This window comes from Maribacter sp. ACAM166, assembly GCF_005771495.1.
GTDB lineage: Bacteria > Bacteroidota > Bacteroidia > Flavobacteriales > Flavobacteriaceae > Maribacter.
Genome location: NZ_VAUW01000008.1, coordinates 130,727 through 149,990, shown reverse-complemented (window position 1 = coordinate 149,990; position 19,264 = coordinate 130,727). Strand labels below are relative to the sequence as shown.

Sequence of the window (19,264 nt, the reverse complement as noted above, 5' to 3'; positions counted from 1 at the left end):
TTCTTATGTTTACGCCTAAGACTGAGCTTCATATCCCGATATACTCGCAATACACGCTTTCTGTTCCATTTTAGGCCTTCTCGACGGATCTTGTGATAATACTCATCAAAACCTCTAGTGGGATAAGTTTCGGCCAGCTCGGTCAGCTTATCGATAACCTCACTGTCGTCTCTTTTGCTCTGGTAATACCACATCGACCTACTTAAACCTACGACCTTACACGCACGTACGATGGAAACCAAATATTCTTTGATGAGATACTTTACCCGAACTCTCTTATCGGAAGGCCTTAGAACTTTTTTGACAATACGTCCTTTAGCATCCTATTGTCAAGACTGACATCGGCATACATTTGTTTGAGCTTATTGTTCTCTTCTTCAAGTTCCTTCAAACGTTTTAACTGCTGCTGTTCCATACCTCCGTACTTCTTGCGCCAGTAATAAAATGTGCTTTTGTCAATACCTAACTCTCTCGATACATCTCCTACCGACCTTCCTTGTTCATTTTCCTTTAGAGCTTTAATAATCTGGCTCTCGCTAAACTTGCTGCTTTTCATGATGACAGTTTGAATTTAAAGTTAGTAAATTCGAATTATTAACTGTCCTACTTATGGGGAAGCCTACAAGACGGGGAAGCCTACAGCATCATTGGAAAAAGCCCGACCGAAAGCGTAAAAACTTAATACGGTTAGGGATTTCAATGGGGCAGGCATACGCTTGGAGTCGAACAAGAATGGGAGGATGGGCAATAGCCCAAAGCCCTATACTGGGAACTACAATAACCGTAAAACGATTAAAAATGAGGGGTTATATAAGTTTAGTCGAATACCACAAAACTGCATCATTACTGAACCGCTAAGTACGAGACCCGTACGCTTAGTGGTGTGAGAGGCGCAGTCCGTTCCTAACTAGGGGCGGACCCGTCTACTCGATTAGCCACAGTATTCATTCCGTTTTTTCTATCACTTCTAATGGCTTAAATTCCTTTTCGTCTGGATAAAGTCCGAGCATAAATTTAAAATAATTTTGAAGTTCTAATCCTTTATCTCCCAAATCTGTGGTATGAAAAGTCAATGTATCTTTTTGATTGATTATTTTATAAATCCATTGGTATTTGTCTCCTCCTTTTGTCCGTTCAACTTGGTCCGCAAAATGCTTTTCAAATCCGAAAGTTTTGTTTTGGAAGGTTATTCTCGGTAAATCATTTGTCCGCATTTCGAATTTCAGTTCAAATGTTGTGTCCTCACGTATGGTTGTTTTCAATCGAATGCGGTCATTGATTTTTGTTAATTCCAATTCATCTTGGCGAACCCAATATTCCATTGTTAAGTTAGCAATGATTTTTATCGTGTCCTTTTTCGTCATTTTGGTTGTAAAATCCGCTAAATCGGTTTTCAAATCCAATTCCGAGATATAGGGTTTAGAGCTTTCAGTCGGTTTCACTTTCCGCTCACAGTTTATGAACAGAAGTAGAATGACAGAAACTCGAAGTAAATAATTGATTTTCAAGGTTTGATTATATTGTGGCTAACGTTTAGTATATGGCAAGTAGGGCAGTATATGGCAATAAACTTTCGGTTTGGCGGCATTTGTAAATTGCACTGAATTTTCATAAACCACCGAATGCCCTATTTGCTATATACTGTGTGTGTGCCCAGTATGGGCGTCTTTTAGCTACAGAAAGGTAGCTAATTCATTTAAAGGGTGCAAGTCCCTTATGGGCAGGGGTAACGCCTTGAACCATTAGTAAGCTGCAAGGGTGGTAATCGTGAGATTACATCTGAAGAAAGCAGGACTACAAATTCTGGTACTGACGAACAGGAACCTTATATGAGGCTATTAGGTTGGATAAGCAAGCACATCATTGTAAAGTCCAAAACACGTAAAGTGATAACCGAAATAGTAGATAAGGCAGGGATCAGAAGAAAGAAGACGCTCTTACCTGGGGAGGTCTCTACAACCACGAGTTGGTTAAGTAGAGAAGTCAGCCGAGGTCATAGTACCCACGAGAAACGAGTTGCATAAAACTGCATAGGTCTCACAAGTGGGGAAGGACTGAACGCAGTCCTTCTGGAAATTATTCAGGGAGCATTGATTTTCGTTAATGGGCAACCCCCAGAAAATCTGTAGCCCTTTAAAAAAGTACAGAATAGTTTCGATTGGTGTAAAGAGCGATTGAAAAGATGGATTGCGAACCGCCGTATACGAGACCCGTATGTGCGGTGGTGTGAGGGGTGCACTCCGTCATTTGATGGCGGAGCCATCCTCTCGATTATGCTCTTCTTTTAATGATCTTGAATATCATAAACTTTTTTGCCGCCTACATAGGTCTCTAAAATTTTTAAATCTTTTATCCTTACTGGGTCAACCTTTGTTAAATCTTCACTAATAATTACAAAATCTGCCAATTTCCCAGACTCCAGTGTACCTTTTATATCTTCTTCAAATGAGGCATAAGCTGCATTTTTTGTATAGGCTATCAGTGCTTGAACTGCTGTTATTTTTTGTTCAGGAACCCAACCTTCAGGATTTTTATCATCTAAGGTTCTACGAGTTACGGCTGCATAAATGCCCATTAATGGTATTGGGGGTGCAACAAACCAATCGCTTCCAAATACTAATTTTGCTTGTTCATCAAGCAATGATTTAAAAGCATAGGTTGTTTTGATTCGGTCCGAACCAATCAATTTTTCTGCCCATCTCCCGTCATCGATTGCGTGATAAGGTTGCATGCTCGGTATGACATTAAGTTGTGAAAATCGTTTGATATCATTTTGAGATATATGCTGAGCATGCTCAACTCTGAATCTTCTGTCCTTATTACCATTTTCTTTTTGAATTTTTTCGAATGTATTGAGCAGATTATGAATAGCTTTATCACCAATGGCATGAATCATGACCTGAAAATCCTCTTTATCAGCAGCCTTCACAAATTTATAAATGCTGTCTATTGGAGTGACGAATAAGCCATTATCAGAAGATTTGTCTAAGTAGGGGTCAAAGAATGCAGCTGTGTGTGAACCTAATGACCCATCCACAAACCCCTTTAATCCCCCAATTTTTAACCAGTTGTCACCACTTCCATTAATGTCAATTTCTTTTTTTAAATTTCCCCAATCACTAAGCGGATACATAGCATAGATACGAGTAATAAGCTTGTCATTTGCTCGTGCTTTTTTAAGCACTAAATAATGCCATGCTGCTGACATGTGGTGAACTGAGGTTACCCCGTTTGAAGACAAATACTTCATCGCTGCCATTAAGGCTTGTTCTTTTTCTTCTTCTGTGGGCTCGGTAACAAATCGCCAAATTAAATCAGTGGCATTGTCTTTTAATAAACCAGTTAATTCACCATTTGTATTTCTTACTATATCTCCGCCATCAATATCGGGAGTTTGGTTGGTTACTCCGGCTAATTCTAAAGCAATGGAATTTGCTAAAGACATATGTCCGTCCAATCTGGTAATAAAAACTGGATTATCTTTAGTTACTCCATCAATCCATTCTTTAGTGGGTAGCTCACCACTCCAATTTTCATGGTCCCAATCTCCTCCAAGAATCCATGATCCTTTTGGGACTGTCTTGGCAAATGATTCAATTTTTTGGATAAACTCCGCAGGAGTTTTAGCATTTCTCAATTGAACAGAATTCAGGTTAAATCCTCCTGTTAGTAAGTGAACGTGACTATCAATAAAACCAGGTGTAACAAATTTCCCAGACAGATCTCTGATCTCTGTATTTTTTCCGATAAATTCTGAAATTTTTTGAGAGCTTCCTATCGAAAGAATAGTATCACCAGATATAGCCATAGCCTCAGCCCTCGGCTCATTTTCATTGCCAGTCCAAATAATAGCATTGGTAATTACAAGATCAGCTTTTTGTATTTTATCTTGACATGAAGCGGTCAGTACAGCTAATACAAAAAGTACAAATAATCGAGCAGCAGTTTCTTTTGTTTTCATTTGAGTTTTATTGAGGTTGAGCATAACGTGTTGGTATAATATTAGTTGCGTTGTTTAAGTACCTAATTTAGCAAATACAAACCGAATAGAAAATTCGCGAGGATTATCGTAAGTAAGCTTGTACTAGCAATTAATTTTATACGGTGTTGCCGCCAGTACTATATTTATATAGAACTATGAATCTTTTGATAGGTACTCATAACAAAATGTGGAGTTAATTGCATTATTTGATTGTTAGAAATTCGATTTATGTGATCCACCATCTATGGCTAGGCATGTTCCAGTAACCCAACTGGCACAGGGCGAAACTAAAAAGGTGGCGACTTTTGCAATTTCATCTGGTGTTCCCATTCTGCCTGAAGGACTCGCGTCGATTGCCATATCGTAAAATGGGCGGTTATTTTCTTTAATCATTTCCCAAAGCCCGCCTTCAAACTCAACTGCACCTGGCGCAATGGTATTGACTCGAATGTGTTGCGGAGCCAACTGAACAGCCATTGTTTTTGAATAACTGATAAGCGCTGCTTTTGCAGCGGCATACGCTGGCGGAGATCCCGATTCTAGACCGGATACAGATGAAATAAATAAAATGTTACCACTACCAGATTCCATCATCCAAGGAACAACTTTTTTTGTTGCTCTTACGCTTGCCATCAGGTCAATTTGAACAGATGCTTCCCAATCTTGGTATTCATCACCCATAGTGAGCGCCGAGGCATTATTGACTAAAATATCTACACTGCCAAACTCATCCTTTACAGCATCAAGAAATAAATTGAATCGTTCTGTATCGCCAACATCGCAGGTCTGTGCAAAAACCTTTACTCCTTTTTCAAGAAGTTCATTTTTTGTTTTTTGGAGGGCTTCTTTGCCACGCGCACAAATAGCCACGTTTACGCCTTCTTCTGCAAGTGTTAATGCGATACTTCTTCCTATTCCTTTACTCGCTCCCGTAATTATTGCATTTTTCCCTTTTAGTCCTAAATTCATAAGTGTTTTATTAATATTGTTTTATTGATTGAGTTCTCAATGTATTGGCGGCAACGTACTGATATACGTATGAATACGGTTATTTCCATTTTATTAGTAGGACTAATCTAGTGGATTTTTTATTGTCTTAAAAGTATTTGTGGCTACATGGGTGTAGATTTCGGTCGTTTTGCTAGAACTATGTCCTAAAAGTACCTGAATTTGACGCAGATCAACACCTGTTTCCAATAAATGTGTAGCAAAACTATGGCGGAGTATATGTGGAGATACACTTTTACGTATTCGTGCTTTTTCTGTTGCCATTTTTACAATTCTTAGGACACTCTCGCCACTATATTTTCCTCCCTTTTGCCCTTCAAATAAATACACCTTTGGCCTGTATTCCCTGAAATATATTCTTAGATCATCTAACGCTATTTTAGACAGTAATGTGTGCCTATCCTTATTGCCTTTGGCATTTTCTACACGGACTAGCATACGTTTGCTATCGATATCATTAATTTTTAAATTTAAAAGTTCGCTCTTGCGCAAACCCGAACCATATAGAAGTTCTACAACACACTTATGTTTTATATTATTGGTGTTTTTAATAATTGCTAGAACTTCCTCTTTGGAAATTACCTTTGGAAGCTTATACTCTTTGCGTGGACGTTCAATGTCATAAAATCTGTGAGGCATTCCAAGTACCACTTCATAATAAAACTTAATGGCATTGATAACTTGGTTAATATAGGAATTGGACAATTTTCTTTGTATCAAATGCTGGAGAAAGACCCGTATATCAACTTCATCCAAAGTTTTCAGCTCCCTATCGTTATAGAAGTTAATGAACATTTCAAAAAAGGGAACATAGATACGAACCGTATTATTGGAGTATCGTTTAAGCTCAAGCTTTAACAGATATTCTTCAGGACAATGCTTGTAATTAGGGATGGTCTTTCTTTTTCGAAACCAGGCAACATCCAATGCTTCATTATTCGTATGTATTGGTTTATTTGTTAAAAATCGATTGTAGTTTATCCAAACAACACCTTTAAAAACGTTATAAATTTCATCCAGATTCTGTTTGGTATTGGGCAAATAAACCATTTTATACCTGTTGCTCCATTTTGGAGCGGACATACTTTTTATAAGGGCATGAATAACTTTATCGGAATCAAATTTTATACCAATCATCTTGGTATCGTTGATCATAAGATGATATAGGGTTATAGACTTAATATGTTGTTTATAAGAAGAATCCATAAGATTGAATTAGACAATAAAATTGAAATTTATAGGATAGAATTGATTTAATCGTACATTAAGCGAATAATGTTCGTATAGGCATTCACTTAAATTTATAGAGATGAGATTACAGCATGAATGTTTGTATTGTAAAAAGCAACTTACAGGGAGAACGGATAAAAAATATTGTGACTTATAGTGCAAAAGTGCCTACCAATACCAAAAGGAAAAACAAAACCCGGAACGCTTCTATAATAAAGTGGACAATCAATTGAAATTGAACCGGAAGATTCTAAAAGAATACAACAAAGGCGGCAAGGTAACCATACGAAGCAGTGTATTATTGGAGTTAGGATTTGACCCAAAATTCTTCACCCACTATTGGAAAAATCAAAAAGGAGAGGTGTATCTTTTTATTTATGAATATGGGTTTCTAAAGAAATTAGAAAACGGGAAGGACAAATATGTGCTAGTCACTTGGCAGGACTATATGGATAAGAATCCAAAACTTAATATTTAAAACTAAATCAGGTAATTTGATATATCTTAATACACTATAGTTAACATTTATTTCCTTCATTTTTTACGATATTACGTGTCTTCGAAAAATAGTCTCATAAGTTTTAATAAACTATAATTTGACGATATAAGAACTGGACTATTGGATTGCAGGTTTCACATTAAAACAAACCATAGGTAACCATTGCCAACCAGGAAATGCCCTAATGCCCTCCCTTCTTTAATATATTACCTACCCAAGCTAAATACATTACCTAGCCTGTGCCTACCCGAAGCAACTATTATATAAACCGTTGATATCCAGAACTTACCCACAATTTATTGTTGAAATTACTTTTACCTACCCTCCGTTCTACCCTCTGCCTACCCGAAATAATTTATTGCCTACCCAAAGTATGTATATTATCTACCCGAGACTCAACAGCAGACTGCCATAAAATCTGCCGTGGCAAACACAATCCCAACATTGATTATCATTGCCAATAATAAACTGCCATATTATCTGCCATTTTACGGCAGTGGTAACCATTGCCACAATAGACTAGTACATTTCCAGTTTAATGGAATCAGATTACCAACAGAGACTACCTTGGGCAACCATTACCAACCATAGACTACCCTATTATCTGCCATGGCAATCATCTTACTTGTTAGTGCCTACCTTTATACCTACCAGTAGCAACCAACAACGCCAACCATTAGTAACCATAGACTATCTGGAGTAATCATTTCACTTATTAGTGCCTGCCGTAATACTTTATCTAAGACAACCATAGAATACCCCATTATCTGACCAATTCTAGGTAAGAAAGAGTCCAAAATAAATGAACTTGGGTTTGCTATACCAAACCTAAAATCCTTTTGGGGCGATACATTTCAATTGAAAACAGAAAAAGGTGCTAGCACAATATCTGGACGAATCTCATTCACTAATGAAAACTTTAATGTTACCATAGATAAAAGAAAGAACTACAAAGCACTCCAAAAAAAGTTACACTCATCTGGTGGGTATGTACTGCTTTACAATGGTAAAATTGATTTTAAAAAACCAACCCCCTACAAACAAGCTGAAGAGATTTGTATAGCACTAAATACATTTTTTTCCTTTTTGAACGGCCGACGTGTTGGAACTTTGTTTTTAAAAGGAAAATTAAATAATGAAGTAGTATTCCAAGACTATACACGACACATTAATGAATCATATCAAAGTACCCATTCATGGGCTTTAACAGATTTCAAAAGCGAACAAATAGAAAAGATATGGTGGAAATTTTGGTTTTTATGGACACAAAAAGATGCAAAGGATTTCTTGATATTTTCCATTAAATGGTATTGTGAAGGAAATTCACCTGAACTTTCTTCAGGTACCAGACTAATAATGGCACAATCTACATTAGAGTTAATTTACAATTGGTGGTTGGTAGAACTTAATGGACTGATTAAAGGTAAGGATTCTCATAATTTAAGTGCGTCAAACAAAATAAGATTGATATTATCTTCATGTTCGATAACTAAGGAGATTCCAAAAGAACTTACAGATTTAACAATCGTAATGAAAGGACAGGATATAAATGATGGACCTGAATCAATTGTTTATGTTAGAAATGCTTTAGTTCATGCACATGTAAAAAATAGGGAGAAAATTCAAAAAATTGGACCATTTGCAAGATTTCAAGCATTAAAGTTAGCAGTAATGTATATCGACTTGGCTTTACTTAAAATTTTGGATTACGATGATCGGTATAAAAATAACTGCCTTGGTGCTCAATGGGTTCCTTGGCGCAGTAGGAGTAATTAGTTATTAACCCATATGTATTGTTACATAAGCGTGCCGTTCCAATTAGAAAATAAATAAACTGGGATAAAAAAGTTTCTCAAAAACAAAAGTCCAGTAAGCATACGGCTTACTGGACTTTATCTGCTCCCCCTCTTGGGTTGGGAATTAAAATCATATAATTTCATATCCTAAATAGCTGCTAATCGTCAATTACGGGGAATATATGGGGGAAATAAATCTACAAAAATAAAAATCCATTGAAAATCAGAAGATTAACAAGGGTTTTGGTACTCGAGGCGGGATTTGAACCCAAAGCTAAAAACTTTTCTTTAATTATCTTTTTTAAGAAAAGAGTAATTATAAAATCAATTGTAAAAATTACGACTTGAAATATTAGTAATTAGTTTCCAAACTATTATCTCTATTCTAAAAACAATTTTTTTCTGCAAATTTTCTGCAAATAAAAAACCAGCAATTCCAAAAAGCTTTGGGATGTACTGGTTTATTAGTGACCTCGACTGGATTCAAACCAGTAACCTCTTGAGCCGTAATCAAGTGCGCTATTCAGTTGCGCCACGAGGCCATTTAATATTTCCCTTAACGGGGTGCAAATATATTTCTTTTTACATTTACCACAAAATTAAGAACACAATATTAAATGGATTTAAGAAGCTTAATTAGAGATGTGCCCGATTTTCCGAAGCAAGGGGTGATTTTTAAGGATATAACTTTATTATTACAAAACCCTAAAGCATTAAAAGAAACCACTAATGCACTCATTGAATTATTGAATGATCAAAAAATAGATAAGGTTGTTGGTATGGAGAGTAGGGGATTTATTTTTGGGCCATTACTAGCAGAAAGACTTCAAGCCGGTTTTGTTCCTATTCGTAAACCAGGAAAATTACCTTCTACTACGCTGAGCGAGACGTATGATTTAGAATATGGTACAGATACCCTCCAAATTCATATTGATGGGATAGAAAAAGGGGATAGGGTGCTCATACATGATGATGTCTTGGCAACTGGCGGAACTGCAAACGCAGCATGTAAATTGGTTGAGAAATTAGGGGGAGAAATAATTCAATGTAATTTTTTAATAGAACTTCCTTTTTTAGAAGGAATGTCAAAAATTAGTAACTATCCGGTAGCATCACTTTTAAAGTTCTAGTCAAGCGCATTTTTGGTTACATAATAACGCCAACCTATAAGTGCTAGTTGCATTTTACTTGCTTTAGATACATCTAATTGTTGCCTACTGTACGAAGGTAAAAGAGCTTTATTAAGCTTGGCGAGTACTTTGTAGATTGCTTTTTTCAAGGTAGTAATTTAAGTAAAAGTACATAAATTAAGATGCGTTTGAGCAGATGGCTATACCTCGTTACACTACACGTGTGAATGTTGGCGTTATTAAAATCCTAATGTTATGATTATGGTTAAAATTAGTACTATGAATAGTTTTATTAATGCTATCATGACGTTTTTTTAGTGGGTTGAACTTGATATTCATATAAAGGTCTAGGTAAGATATTATAGCCTACTATCTATTGCAAGGTAATTTTGTTAATTTAATGAAACTAGCTGCTGATTTGTAATTGATTTAATGGTTATGGTTTTATTATATAATTTAGTCTCTACGATTTAGTTTCGTATGTATAGTGTATTTTACTATTTCATTTAAATTTGTAATAAATGAACGTCTTTATTTGATGAATTTTGTTCAACCAAGGGGATATACATGACTAGAAAAGGCTGAAATGGGCGTTTCATTAGATGTATCTGAAAAGACCGATGTTTTTGTGATATCAGTCTTTCAAATATTTTGTCTGTAGTAGCTTTATAAAAAGTTAGTTCTTGGTAGTAATTTCTACGACACCGTATTTTGCTTTTTCACCATATTTTTTGAGTGCAGCTTCTCCTTTTAAAACATGAAGTGATGCAATCAAGTTGGGGTCTATTTTTTTAATGGTTTTAGAATCACTTATTTTCCCATCAACATAAATTAGAGGTTCTTGTTCTCCATCATAGTCTACAAACATAAATCCACTCCCTTCTTCTTCCAAGATTTGAATGTCATGCTCCTCAAAGGGTGAAGTGCTAATTACTACTTGTTTGTTGTTGCTAGATGTCACTTTTCTGATTTTTGACCTCTCGTTGCTCACTTCAGCAGTAGCAATTGAAATACTATTCTTTGCAGTGTCTATTAAAATGTAGGTTGGGTCAATAGTATCATTGTCAGATGCTGAATTGAATCTACTACTTACCTCACCCGATTTTTTAGTTCCACCTGCAATATGTAAAGAAATATTTTTTAGTTCTCCGGCCTTATTTCTCACCGTGGTATAAGAGAAGTCAAAGTTTTCTTTAACGAGGTCTGTTTTAATTTTAAGTAATTGCTGATCGGTAGTATTTTTATCAATAAGTAGCTCAATTGTAGTAGCGGTATCGATGGATTGTTCTGTAGTGGTAACCCTATAAACTTTCTTTACATTGAAACTCAATAAGAAAAAGGCCAATAGGGGCACAAGTATTAAACTTTTTAATGCCTTTGACTTGTGCGATTGATGTTGATTGATCATAACGATTCGTTTTTTGATGAATGAATTAAAAAATGGATTTACAATTGATATATGGTGATTTCTTACCGCCTGTCGCAGTAACACATAGTGATATGCTTTCTTATTTCTTTTGATTTGATGATTTTCGGTATCGGCTAGAAATTCTAAATTTTGTTTAATTGCAATTCGGTACAACCACACAATAGGATTAAACCATTGCAAGGCTAAAAAAACTTCCATAAGCAAAATGTCGAATGAGTGTAATTGAGAAGCATGCACTTCTTCATGCGCCAATATGGCTACTAACTCATTTTTCGTGTGATTTTGAGGATTATAAACAATGGTGTTGAAAAAAGAAAAGGGTTGAATCTTATCTTTAGTTTGTATATGAACGTTGGCGTGTAGTTTTAAACGTTGACCCTTGTTTATAACTCTCTTTAGTTGCGCACCTTGCTTAAATAATTTAATAAATAAAATGATTGCGCCGATGGTGTAGAGTATAATGTATAGTGCATAAGGAGTCATTAGCATATTTACCCCTTCGTTTGTAATAGTAGTTGCTGCCTGAGTAGTTTGTTGTAATTGCACTACGGGTATTGCTATTGTTTTAGTGCTATAAAGTAAGGGCAACGTGGCAGATAGTACAAGGCCACCTAGAAGAAACAATCTATTAAAATAAAACAAGGTTTCCTTTCTAAGAAATAGCTGGTAACAACCAAAAAAAAGGAATAGTAAAAAACTCGATTTTAATAAATAATAACAGGTTACTTCCATCTATTTACCGTTTTCAATTAGGGTTATTATTTCTTTGAGCTCTGTTACCGATATTTTCTCTTCTTTGGCAAAAAACGATACTAAATTTTTATACGAATTATCAAAATAACCTACCATATCTTCATTTACATAGGCTTTATAATAGCTTTCATTGGTTACCAAAGGAAAATATTGATGTGTTTTTCCGTAAGCGGTAAACCCGACAAATTTCTTTTCTTCTAAATTACGCACAATGGTCGATAGGGTGTTGTAGTGTGGTTTGTTCTCAGAAATCTCTTCCATTATTTCTTTGACAAAGGCTTTCTCTAGGCGCCAAAGAATTTTCATTATTTCCTCTTCCTTATTGGTTAGTTTTTCCATGAGTTATTTTAGTTTCACTAATGTAAACTAATTTTGTAGTTATGAAACTATAGGTATAGTTATTTAACTATTTTTATAGTTTTTCTATTGTTTCAATAGATGAATGCAATCAGACTTCTTCTATTTATATTTGTATAAATTCCTTCCATGCAGAACTTTCTTTTTATTGTTGCCGGCCTTGTACTGTTAATAGCTGGTGGTCATTGGCTGCTCAAAGCTGCGGTAGATCTATCCCTAAAATTAAATATCCCAAAAATTGTCATCGGTATGACAGTAGTGTCATTCGCTACTTCAGCTCCTGAATTGATTGTTAGCATTAATGCAGCTTTAGATGGTTTCCCAGATTTGGCATTAGGTAATGTGGTTGGGTCAAATATTGCCAATTTAGGGTTGGTATTGGCTATCACCATTTTGTTGAGTCCGATAGACGTAAACAGAAATTTCTATTCGACTGATTGGCCAGTTATGATGTTGGCTTCGTTACTATTTTTCTTCTTTATTTATTTTGATGGTGAAATACAACAATATGAGGGCATTATCATGGTTACCTGTCTTTTTCTCTTTCTAGTTTATTTGCTGAAATTTCAAAAGAAAGCTGTAGTTGATGAAAATGAAGAGGTTACCCCTGCATTACCGTTATACCAGACTGTTTTGTTTTTAGGTATTGGGGGAGCTGCTTTATGGGGTGGGTCTGAATTGTTGATTAATGGAGCTGTTGGAATGGCTACCGTTTTTGGCGTAAGTGAACGTATTATAGCCGTCACAATTGTCTCAGTTGGCACTAGTATTCCAGAATTGGCAGCTTCTGTCATTGCTATATTAAAAAAGGAAAAAGCTATTTCCTTAGGTAATTTAATTGGGTCCAATATTTTTAATCTTCTCGCTGTTTTGGGTATAACCTCAATTATAACACCTATAACGGTGGTAGATCAAGGGCTACTTACGAATGATATCTTTTGGATGCTAGGTATTTCCTTTCTAATTCTTCCGTTGGTGTTTATACCAAAAGGGTTGCGATTAGGCTGGCGGGATGGTATTGTTTTGTTAGGGTTGTATTTAGCGTTTATTTATATTACTATAGGTTAGTGTTGAGTATCAATCTAATCGTTTAAAATAAAAAAACGCCCTAGAATAGTCCAAGGCGTTTTTAGTATAATCAACAATTAATTTGGTATTAAATCTTAGCCGATTTAACCGTTTTAACGATTCTACCTGCAATTTTGTATGGATCGCCGTTAGAAGCTGGTCTTCTGTCTTCCAACCATCCTTTCCATCCACTCTCAACGGTAGCAATAGGAATACGAATAGATGCTCCTCTATCGGAAATACCAAAACTAAAGTCAGTAATGGCAGCAGTTTCGTGAAGTCCGGTCAAACGTTGGTCGTTAAATTCACCATAAACGGACATATGTTCTTTAACAACGGGTCTAAACGCTTCACAAATTTTCTCATATATAGCTTTGTCACCACAAGTTCTTAGCGTAGTGTTTGAGAAGTTTGCATGCATACCAGAACCGTTCCAGTCCATATGCTTACCTAAAGGTTTTGGGTGGTAATCAATATAGTAGCCATAAGATTCAGTAAGTCTGTCTAACAAGTAACGTGCAACCCATAGTTCATCACCTGCCAATTTAGCGCCTTTAGCGAACAATTGAAATTCCCATTGTCCACAAGCAACTTCTTGGTTAATTCCTTCAAAATTAAGTCCCGCTTCGATACAAAGATCAGCATGTTCCTCAACAATATGTCTTCCATGTGTATTTCTTCCACCAACAGAGCAATAATACATTCCTTGTGGTGCAGGATATCCACCTCTTGGGAAACCTAAAGGAAGTTCAGTAGCAGTATCCATTATAAAATATTCTTGTTCAAAACCGAACCAGAAATCATTATCCTCATCTTCGATACCTGCTCTTCCATTTGATAAATGCGGAGTGCCGTCTGCATTTAGAACTTCGGTCATTACTATAAAGCCGTCTTTTCTTGCCGGGTCTGGAAATATAGCAACTGGTTTAAGCAAACAGTCAGAAGAACCACCTTCAGCTTGTCGTGTTGAACTTCCGTCAAAAGACCACATGTCGCAATCTTCTAATTTACCGCCAAAGTCATTGACTACTTTAGTCTTGCTTCTCATGTTTTGGGTTGGAAAATATCCATCTAACCAGATGTATTCTAATTTTGTTTTGCTCATAATATGTTCGTTGTTTTTTTAATAAAAGACAAACAAAAATATGTTTTTTATGATTTGGTTTGAATTTTTAAGGGGGATAATCTTTAAAAATTAAATTTATTGTTATCTACCCCTATTTTTTGTTGGGTATTTTATCATATTTATATTTATTGGACGTAATTTTGATAAATTAATAATGCAAATACCTATGATGTCATCAAGATTCGCAGCAATCGCTCAAAGTCAGAAAAGAAATAGTATCGCTATAAAGGAGAAAGGGAGGCGTTCTGAATTATTTGGAAAGAATGTTTTTAATGAAAGTAAGATGCTGCAATATCTTACCAAAGAGGCGTTAGGAAGCTTAAAGAGTGCTATGGTTTCTGGTTCTAAAATAGACCGAAAAATAGCAGACCAGGTTGCCGAAGCTATTAAAGGATGGGCGATTACCATGGGCGCTACCCATTATACGCATTGGTTTCAGCCCCTAACAGGATCAACGGCTGAAAAACATGACGCCTTTTTTGACTTATTACCAGATGGTACGGCATTAGAAAAATTTGGCGGTGGGCAGTTGGTTCAGCAAGAACCTGATGCTTCTAGTTTTCCTAGTGGCGGTATTAGAAATACATTTGAGGCAAGAGGGTATACTGCTTGGGATCCTTCATCGCCTGCTTTTATATATGGTACTACCTTGTGTATTCCTACTATTTTTGTTGCGTATACGGGTGAAGCATTGGATAATAAAGCTCCTTTGTTACGAGCATTAAGTGCTATTGATGATGCCGCAACAGCAGTTGCAAAATACTTTGATAAGAATGTTTCTAAAGTACATGCAACCTTAGGCTGGGAGCAAGAATATTTTTTGCTTGATAAAGCCCTTGCGCATTCAAGACCAGATATTATGATGACTGGTAGAACGTTGGTGGGGGAAACTCCGGCAAAGGGTCAACAATTAGATGATCATTATTTCGGGGTGATCCCTAGTCGTGTTCTGAGTTTTATGATCGATTTGGAACAAGAATGTACCAAATTGGGTATACCAGTAAAAACACGACATAATGAAGTAGCGCCCAATCAATTTGAATTGGCGCCTGTTTATGAGGAGGCAAATCTTGCCATTGACCATAATCTATTACTTATGGATGTAATGGATAAAATTGCAGATCGACATCACTTTACAGTGTTATTTCATGAAAAACCATTTGCAGGAATCAACGGATCGGGTAAACATAATAATTGGTCTTTGGCAACCGATACAGGTGTTAACCTGCTCAGCCCAGGTACTACACCCATGAAAAATTTACAATTTCTAACCTTTTTTATAAATACAATTAAAGCCGTTGACACCTATGAGGAGCTTTTGAATTCTTCAATTGCATCGGCAGGTAATGATTATCGTTTAGGTGCAAATGAAGCTCCACCGGCCATTTTTTCCATTTTTATTGGGAAACAATTAAGTAATGTTTTAGATGAGCTTGAAGGTGTGTCGAAAGGTAAATTATCACCAGAGGAGAAAACTGAACTAAAATTAAATGTTGTTGGTAAGATTCCTGAAATTCTTATGGATAATACTGATCGTAATAGAACATCACCTTTTGCTTTTACTGGAAACAAATTTGAGATGCGTGGAGTAGGGGCAAAAACAAACTGTGCCAAGCCTATGACTATATTAAATACCATAGTTGCGAAACAGCTAAAGGAATTTAAAAAGGAAGTGGATGCATTGATTGATAAGAAAGCTTTGAAGAAAGATGAAGCCGTATTTAATGTGCTTCGAGAATATATAAAAAGCTCAAAACGAATTCGATTTGATGGCGATGGGTATAGTAAAGAGTGGGAGGCTGAGGCTAAGCGTAGAAAATTAAGTAATCATAGAAATACACCCGAAGCCCTTGAAGTATTGACATCAAAAGAAAGTTTAGCTCTTTTTCAATCTATGAAGGTTATGAGCGAAATTGAGGTTCGTGCACGGCAAGAAGTAGATTTAGAGAACTACATTATGCATACGCAAATAGAAGGTAGGGTCTATAATGAATTGGTTTATGGCTATATTATTCCTGCGGCTGTGGCATATCAAAATACATTGATTAAAAATGTTTCTGGCCTAAAAGAAATATATGGTGCTGCCCATAAAAAATTCTCAGAAGGTCAATTGACTATGATAGAAGAAATTGCCGAACATTTGGTAAGCATAAAGAAATTGGTTGATTCGATGGTAGATGCGCGTAAAAAAGCAAACGCATTAAAAGACACTAAAAAGAAGGCGGAAGCATACTGTAATAATGTGAAGCCTTATTTTGCAGATATACGACTTCATAGTGATAAGCTTGAGAAATTAATGGATAACCAGTTATGGCCCCTTACAAAATATAGCGAACTATTGTTTATTTGGTAATACACCTGTCGGGATATAAGTCGAATATTTGTAGTTGGCTATGATTGTATTTTGTTTTAGTGCTATATGCTGTATTCTTAAACCGTTTATTTATTGGTAGCTTTTTATATATAATATTTAGCATGTTGTATTTTAACCGATAAAAGCGTCAGACATCTAAAAAGTATAGCGATACAACTTGAATAAAGACATCTTTGATAGAGAATAAAAAGACTAAAATAGTTGACATAGTAATTAAGTTTTAAAGCTTAAAAAGCGTGCCGGTTCATAGTTTTTTATTCGCTACATAAAAATGAAAGTTAAACAAATCGACCCTCTAAACTTTGGTTGATACTTATTAAAATTTTGTTTTGTTAGTTACTGTTTTTTGAATTTCCTTACTATGATAAAGTTCCCTGACTTCTCATTTTAACATTCAACAAACTATTATTTTTAAACCTTAAGTAGTGCTGTTAGCTCTATAACGTTTCGTTATTTGGGTTACATGTTAGAACGTATTTTATGGCGGATCATTAGTTGAGAAATACGTAATGATGGTGTAGAATTTAATAGTTCAGATGCGCTTTTCGCAAAGTACTGCGCTGTTTATTTGCTACGACCTTGAGGTAAAAAAATGAATTCCTACTTATATTATAGTGGTGTTTAAATGTAGACGTTATTGAAAAATAGCCGTGTACGTAAACTACTGTTTAGCTGATGGTCAAAATTGTATTTTAACCAGTAAACATTATATATTATGAAAAAAGTAGTTTTAGGCGTCTCGGCGCTATTGTTAAGTACCATGGTTTTCGCTCAAGACCCCGGTACCAAATCAAAAGTAGATCAGAAGGGGAATGATAACTCTTCAACTGTTGTTCAAGAAGGTAAAAAGGGACTCATTTCCATCGTTGGGCAAAATGGGGATTACAACACTTCTGATGTTGATCAACAAACAGGGAAAAAGAATTTAAAGTCAACGACCACTCAAAAGGGGGTTGAAAACTATTCTGATATAGACCAGGTAGGTAAAAACAACAAGATTAATGTCAATCAAAGGTCTGAAGCCAATGTGCTTGAGGTAGATGAAACAACACTTAAAATAGCTGGTAACAGTAGTATAATCGACCAAGACGGCGAAGAGAACAAAATCAGAGTTTTCCAAGACGGTGAAGAGAACGAGAGTGAAATCGACCAAAACGGCGAAGAGAACAAAATCAGAGTTTTCCAAGACGGTGAAGAGAACAAGAGTGAAATCGACCAAGACGGCGAAGAGAACAAAATCAGAGTTTTCCAAGACGGTGAAGAGAACGAGAGTGAAATCGACCAAGACGGCGAAGAGAACAAAATCAGAGTTTTCCAAGACGGTGAAGAGAACAAGAGTGAAATCGACCAAGACGGCGAAGAGAACAAAATCAGAGTTTTCCAAGACGGTGAAGAGAACGAGAGTGAAATCGACCAAGACGGCGAAGAGAACAAAATCAGAGTTTTCCAAGACGGTGAAGAGAACGAGAGTGAAATCGACCAAAACGGCGAAGAGAACTATATCGATGTTTACCAAGACGGTGAAGAGAACGAGAGTGAAATCGACCAAGACGGCGAAGAGAACGAAATAGTTGTTACGCAATTTGACGAAGAGAACGAGAGTGAAATTGACCAAGACGGCGAAGAGAACTATATCGATGTTTACCAAGACGGTGAAGAGAACGAGAGTGAAATCGACCAAGACGGCGAAGAGAACGAAATAGTTGTTACGCAATTTGACGAAGAGAACGAGAGTGAAATTGACCAAGACGGCGAAGAGAACTATATCGATGTTTACCAAGACGGTGAAGAGAACGAGAGTGAAATCGACCAAGACGGCGAAGAGAACGAAATAGTTGTTACGCAATTTGACGAAGAGAACGAGAGTGAAATTGACCAAGACGGCGAAGAGAACTATATCGATGTTTACCAAGACGGTGAAGAGAACGAGAGTGAAATCGACCAAGACGGCCAAGAGAACTATATCGATGTTGTGCAAATAGGCGAAGAGAACGAGAGTGAAATCGACCAAGACGGCGAAGAGAACGAAATCTTTCTTGAGCAATTGGGTGAAGAAAACTACAGTTCTATTTCTCAAGCTGGTGAAGACAATGAAATCATTGTTAAGCAAGACGGTGAAGAGAATAAGAGTTGGGTTAACCAAAAAGGTGAGAACCTACTTTCAGAGGTATCTCAGAATGGAGATAAGAATAGAAGTAGAGTTAAGCAAAGAGGTAATGGTTCAAAGGCTTATGTAACTCAAAATGGAACAGGAAATTACTCTAAGGTAGACCAAGCCGTAGGTGCTCATATAAGTACTGGTGTACAAATTGGCAGAAGAAACATGTCGACTGTTACACAGTATGGTGCAGGTTCTGGAATCAGTAACGTTCACCAAGATGGGAAAAGAAACATGTCGACTGTGACACAGAACACTACCAACTAATCAGTCAGGTTAACGTGGTAGCAAAGGGAGCGATTAATTCTTTAATAGTACCTTTGAAATAAGTAATTAAGCGTGGGAAAGGTCTTT

General features: G+C 36.2%; 17 protein-coding genes, 1 tRNA gene and 1 pseudogene. 9 read left to right on the top strand and 10 right to left on the bottom strand.

Translation table 11 applies throughout. The annotated features are described in order from the left end of the window. Nucleotides 1-289: 289 nt before the first annotated feature. Nucleotides 290-556, bottom strand: a complete 267-nt coding sequence (locus ES765_RS08460) for a transposase (RefSeq protein ID WP_138113178.1) — start codon at nucleotides 554-556, stop codon at nucleotides 290-292. A gap of 71 nt (nucleotides 557-627) precedes the next feature. Between ES765_RS08460 and ES765_RS08455 the strand changes: the two are divergent. Continuing rightward, nucleotides 628-858, top strand: a pseudogene (locus tag ES765_RS08455) (group II intron reverse transcriptase/maturase); the annotation flags it as partial. Nucleotides 859-944: 86 nt separating this feature from the next. On the opposite strand, the gene ES765_RS08450 reads toward ES765_RS08455, so the two are convergent. Beyond that, the gene (locus tag ES765_RS08450; RefSeq protein ID WP_138113176.1) at nucleotides 945-1,442 is read right to left on the bottom strand and encodes a hypothetical protein; all 498 of its coding nucleotides are present in this window, start codon (nucleotides 1,440-1,442) and stop codon (nucleotides 945-947) included. 387 nt (nucleotides 1,443-1,829) lie between these two features. Here ES765_RS08450 and ES765_RS08445 point away from each other — a divergent pair, with 387 nt between their 5' ends. Beyond that, nucleotides 1,830-2,024, top strand: a complete 195-nt coding sequence (locus ES765_RS08445; protein WP_138113174.1) for a hypothetical protein — start codon at nucleotides 1,830-1,832, stop codon at nucleotides 2,022-2,024. A 260-nt stretch (nucleotides 2,025-2,284) separates the two neighbouring features. Here ES765_RS08445 and ES765_RS08435 read toward each other — a convergent pair whose 3' ends face one another. The 3 genes from ES765_RS08435 to xerA all read right to left on the bottom strand — a co-directional run bounded on the left by ES765_RS08435 (nucleotide 2,285) and on the right by xerA (nucleotide 6,145). Further along, nucleotides 2,285-3,961, bottom strand: coding sequence for an amidohydrolase (locus tag ES765_RS08435; RefSeq protein ID WP_138113172.1), 1,677 nt, complete (start codon nucleotides 3,959-3,961; stop codon nucleotides 2,285-2,287). Between the two features lie 234 nt (nucleotides 3,962-4,195). Next, nucleotides 4,196-4,951 carry an SDR family NAD(P)-dependent oxidoreductase gene (locus tag ES765_RS08430; RefSeq protein WP_138113170.1) on the bottom strand — a complete coding sequence of 252 codons (756 nt, stop codon included), beginning with the start codon at nucleotides 4,949-4,951 and terminating at the stop codon, nucleotides 4,196-4,198. Nucleotides 4,952-5,053: 102 nt separating this feature from the next. Next, entirely contained in the window at nucleotides 5,054-6,145 is a 1,092-nt protein-coding gene (gene xerA, locus ES765_RS08425) for a site-specific tyrosine recombinase/integron integrase (RefSeq protein ID WP_171017262.1), read from the bottom strand. A gap of 310 nt (nucleotides 6,146-6,455) precedes the next feature. Here xerA and ES765_RS22685 point away from each other — a divergent pair, with 310 nt between their 5' ends. The 3 genes from ES765_RS22685 (at nucleotide 6,456) to ES765_RS08415 (ending at nucleotide 8,495) form a co-directional block, all read left to right on the top strand. After that, a complete protein-coding gene (locus tag ES765_RS22685) occupies nucleotides 6,456-6,698 on the top strand; it encodes a hypothetical protein (protein WP_317131403.1) in 243 nt (80 codons plus the stop codon). Between the two features lie 559 nt (nucleotides 6,699-7,257). Continuing rightward, on the top strand, nucleotides 7,258-7,422 hold the full coding sequence (locus ES765_RS21710; RefSeq protein ID WP_171017260.1) for a hypothetical protein: 165 nt from the start codon (nucleotides 7,258-7,260) through the stop codon (nucleotides 7,420-7,422). Nucleotides 7,423-7,577: 155 nt separating this feature from the next. Further along, entirely contained in the window at nucleotides 7,578-8,495 is a 918-nt protein-coding gene (locus ES765_RS08415; protein WP_138113168.1) for a hypothetical protein, read from the top strand. A gap of 488 nt (nucleotides 8,496-8,983) precedes the next feature. Here the strand turns inward: ES765_RS08415 and ES765_RS08410 are convergent. After that, nucleotides 8,984-9,057: transfer RNA gene (locus tag ES765_RS08410), tRNA-Arg, on the bottom strand. 75 nt (nucleotides 9,058-9,132) lie between these two features. On the opposite strand from ES765_RS08410, the gene ES765_RS08405 reads away from it, so the two are divergent. Next, on the top strand, nucleotides 9,133-9,645 hold the full coding sequence (locus tag ES765_RS08405; RefSeq protein WP_138113166.1) for an adenine phosphoribosyltransferase: 513 nt from the start codon (nucleotides 9,133-9,135) through the stop codon (nucleotides 9,643-9,645). Here the strand turns inward: ES765_RS08405 and ES765_RS08400 are convergent. The 3 genes from ES765_RS08400 to ES765_RS08390 all read right to left on the bottom strand — a co-directional run bounded on the left by ES765_RS08400 (nucleotide 9,642) and on the right by ES765_RS08390 (nucleotide 12,166). After that, the gene (locus ES765_RS08400; RefSeq protein ID WP_138113164.1) at nucleotides 9,642-9,794 is read right to left on the bottom strand and encodes an SsrA-binding protein; all 153 of its coding nucleotides are present in this window, start codon (nucleotides 9,792-9,794) and stop codon (nucleotides 9,642-9,644) included. The two genes, ES765_RS08405 and ES765_RS08400, sit on opposite strands and share 4 nt — an antisense overlap. 527 nt (nucleotides 9,795-10,321) lie before the next feature. Next, nucleotides 10,322-11,806 (bottom strand): M56 family metallopeptidase, encoded by a 1,485-nt coding sequence (locus ES765_RS08395; protein WP_138113162.1) that lies wholly within the window; start codon nucleotides 11,804-11,806, stop codon nucleotides 10,322-10,324. Further along, entirely contained in the window at nucleotides 11,807-12,166 is a 360-nt protein-coding gene (locus tag ES765_RS08390) for a BlaI/MecI/CopY family transcriptional regulator (protein WP_138113160.1), read from the bottom strand. A gap of 147 nt (nucleotides 12,167-12,313) precedes the next feature. On the opposite strand from ES765_RS08390, the gene ES765_RS08385 reads away from it, so the two are divergent. Beyond that, on the top strand, nucleotides 12,314-13,252 hold the full coding sequence (locus tag ES765_RS08385) for a calcium/sodium antiporter (RefSeq protein WP_138113158.1): 939 nt from the start codon (nucleotides 12,314-12,316) through the stop codon (nucleotides 13,250-13,252). 88 nt (nucleotides 13,253-13,340) lie between these two features. Here the strand turns inward: ES765_RS08385 and ES765_RS08380 are convergent, their stop codons facing one another. After that, nucleotides 13,341-14,357 (bottom strand): glutamine synthetase beta-grasp domain-containing protein, encoded by a 1,017-nt coding sequence (locus ES765_RS08380; protein WP_138113156.1) that lies wholly within the window; start codon nucleotides 14,355-14,357, stop codon nucleotides 13,341-13,343. A gap of 187 nt (nucleotides 14,358-14,544) precedes the next feature. On the opposite strand from ES765_RS08380, the gene ES765_RS08375 reads away from it, so the two are divergent. Further along, nucleotides 14,545-16,731, top strand: a complete 2,187-nt coding sequence (locus ES765_RS08375; protein WP_138113154.1) for a glutamine synthetase III — start codon at nucleotides 14,545-14,547, stop codon at nucleotides 16,729-16,731. 736 nt (nucleotides 16,732-17,467) lie between these two features. Beyond that, entirely contained in the window at nucleotides 17,468-19,177 is a 1,710-nt protein-coding gene (locus ES765_RS08370) for a hypothetical protein (protein WP_138113152.1), read from the top strand. The last annotated feature ends 87 nt before the right edge of the window (nucleotides 19,178-19,264 follow it).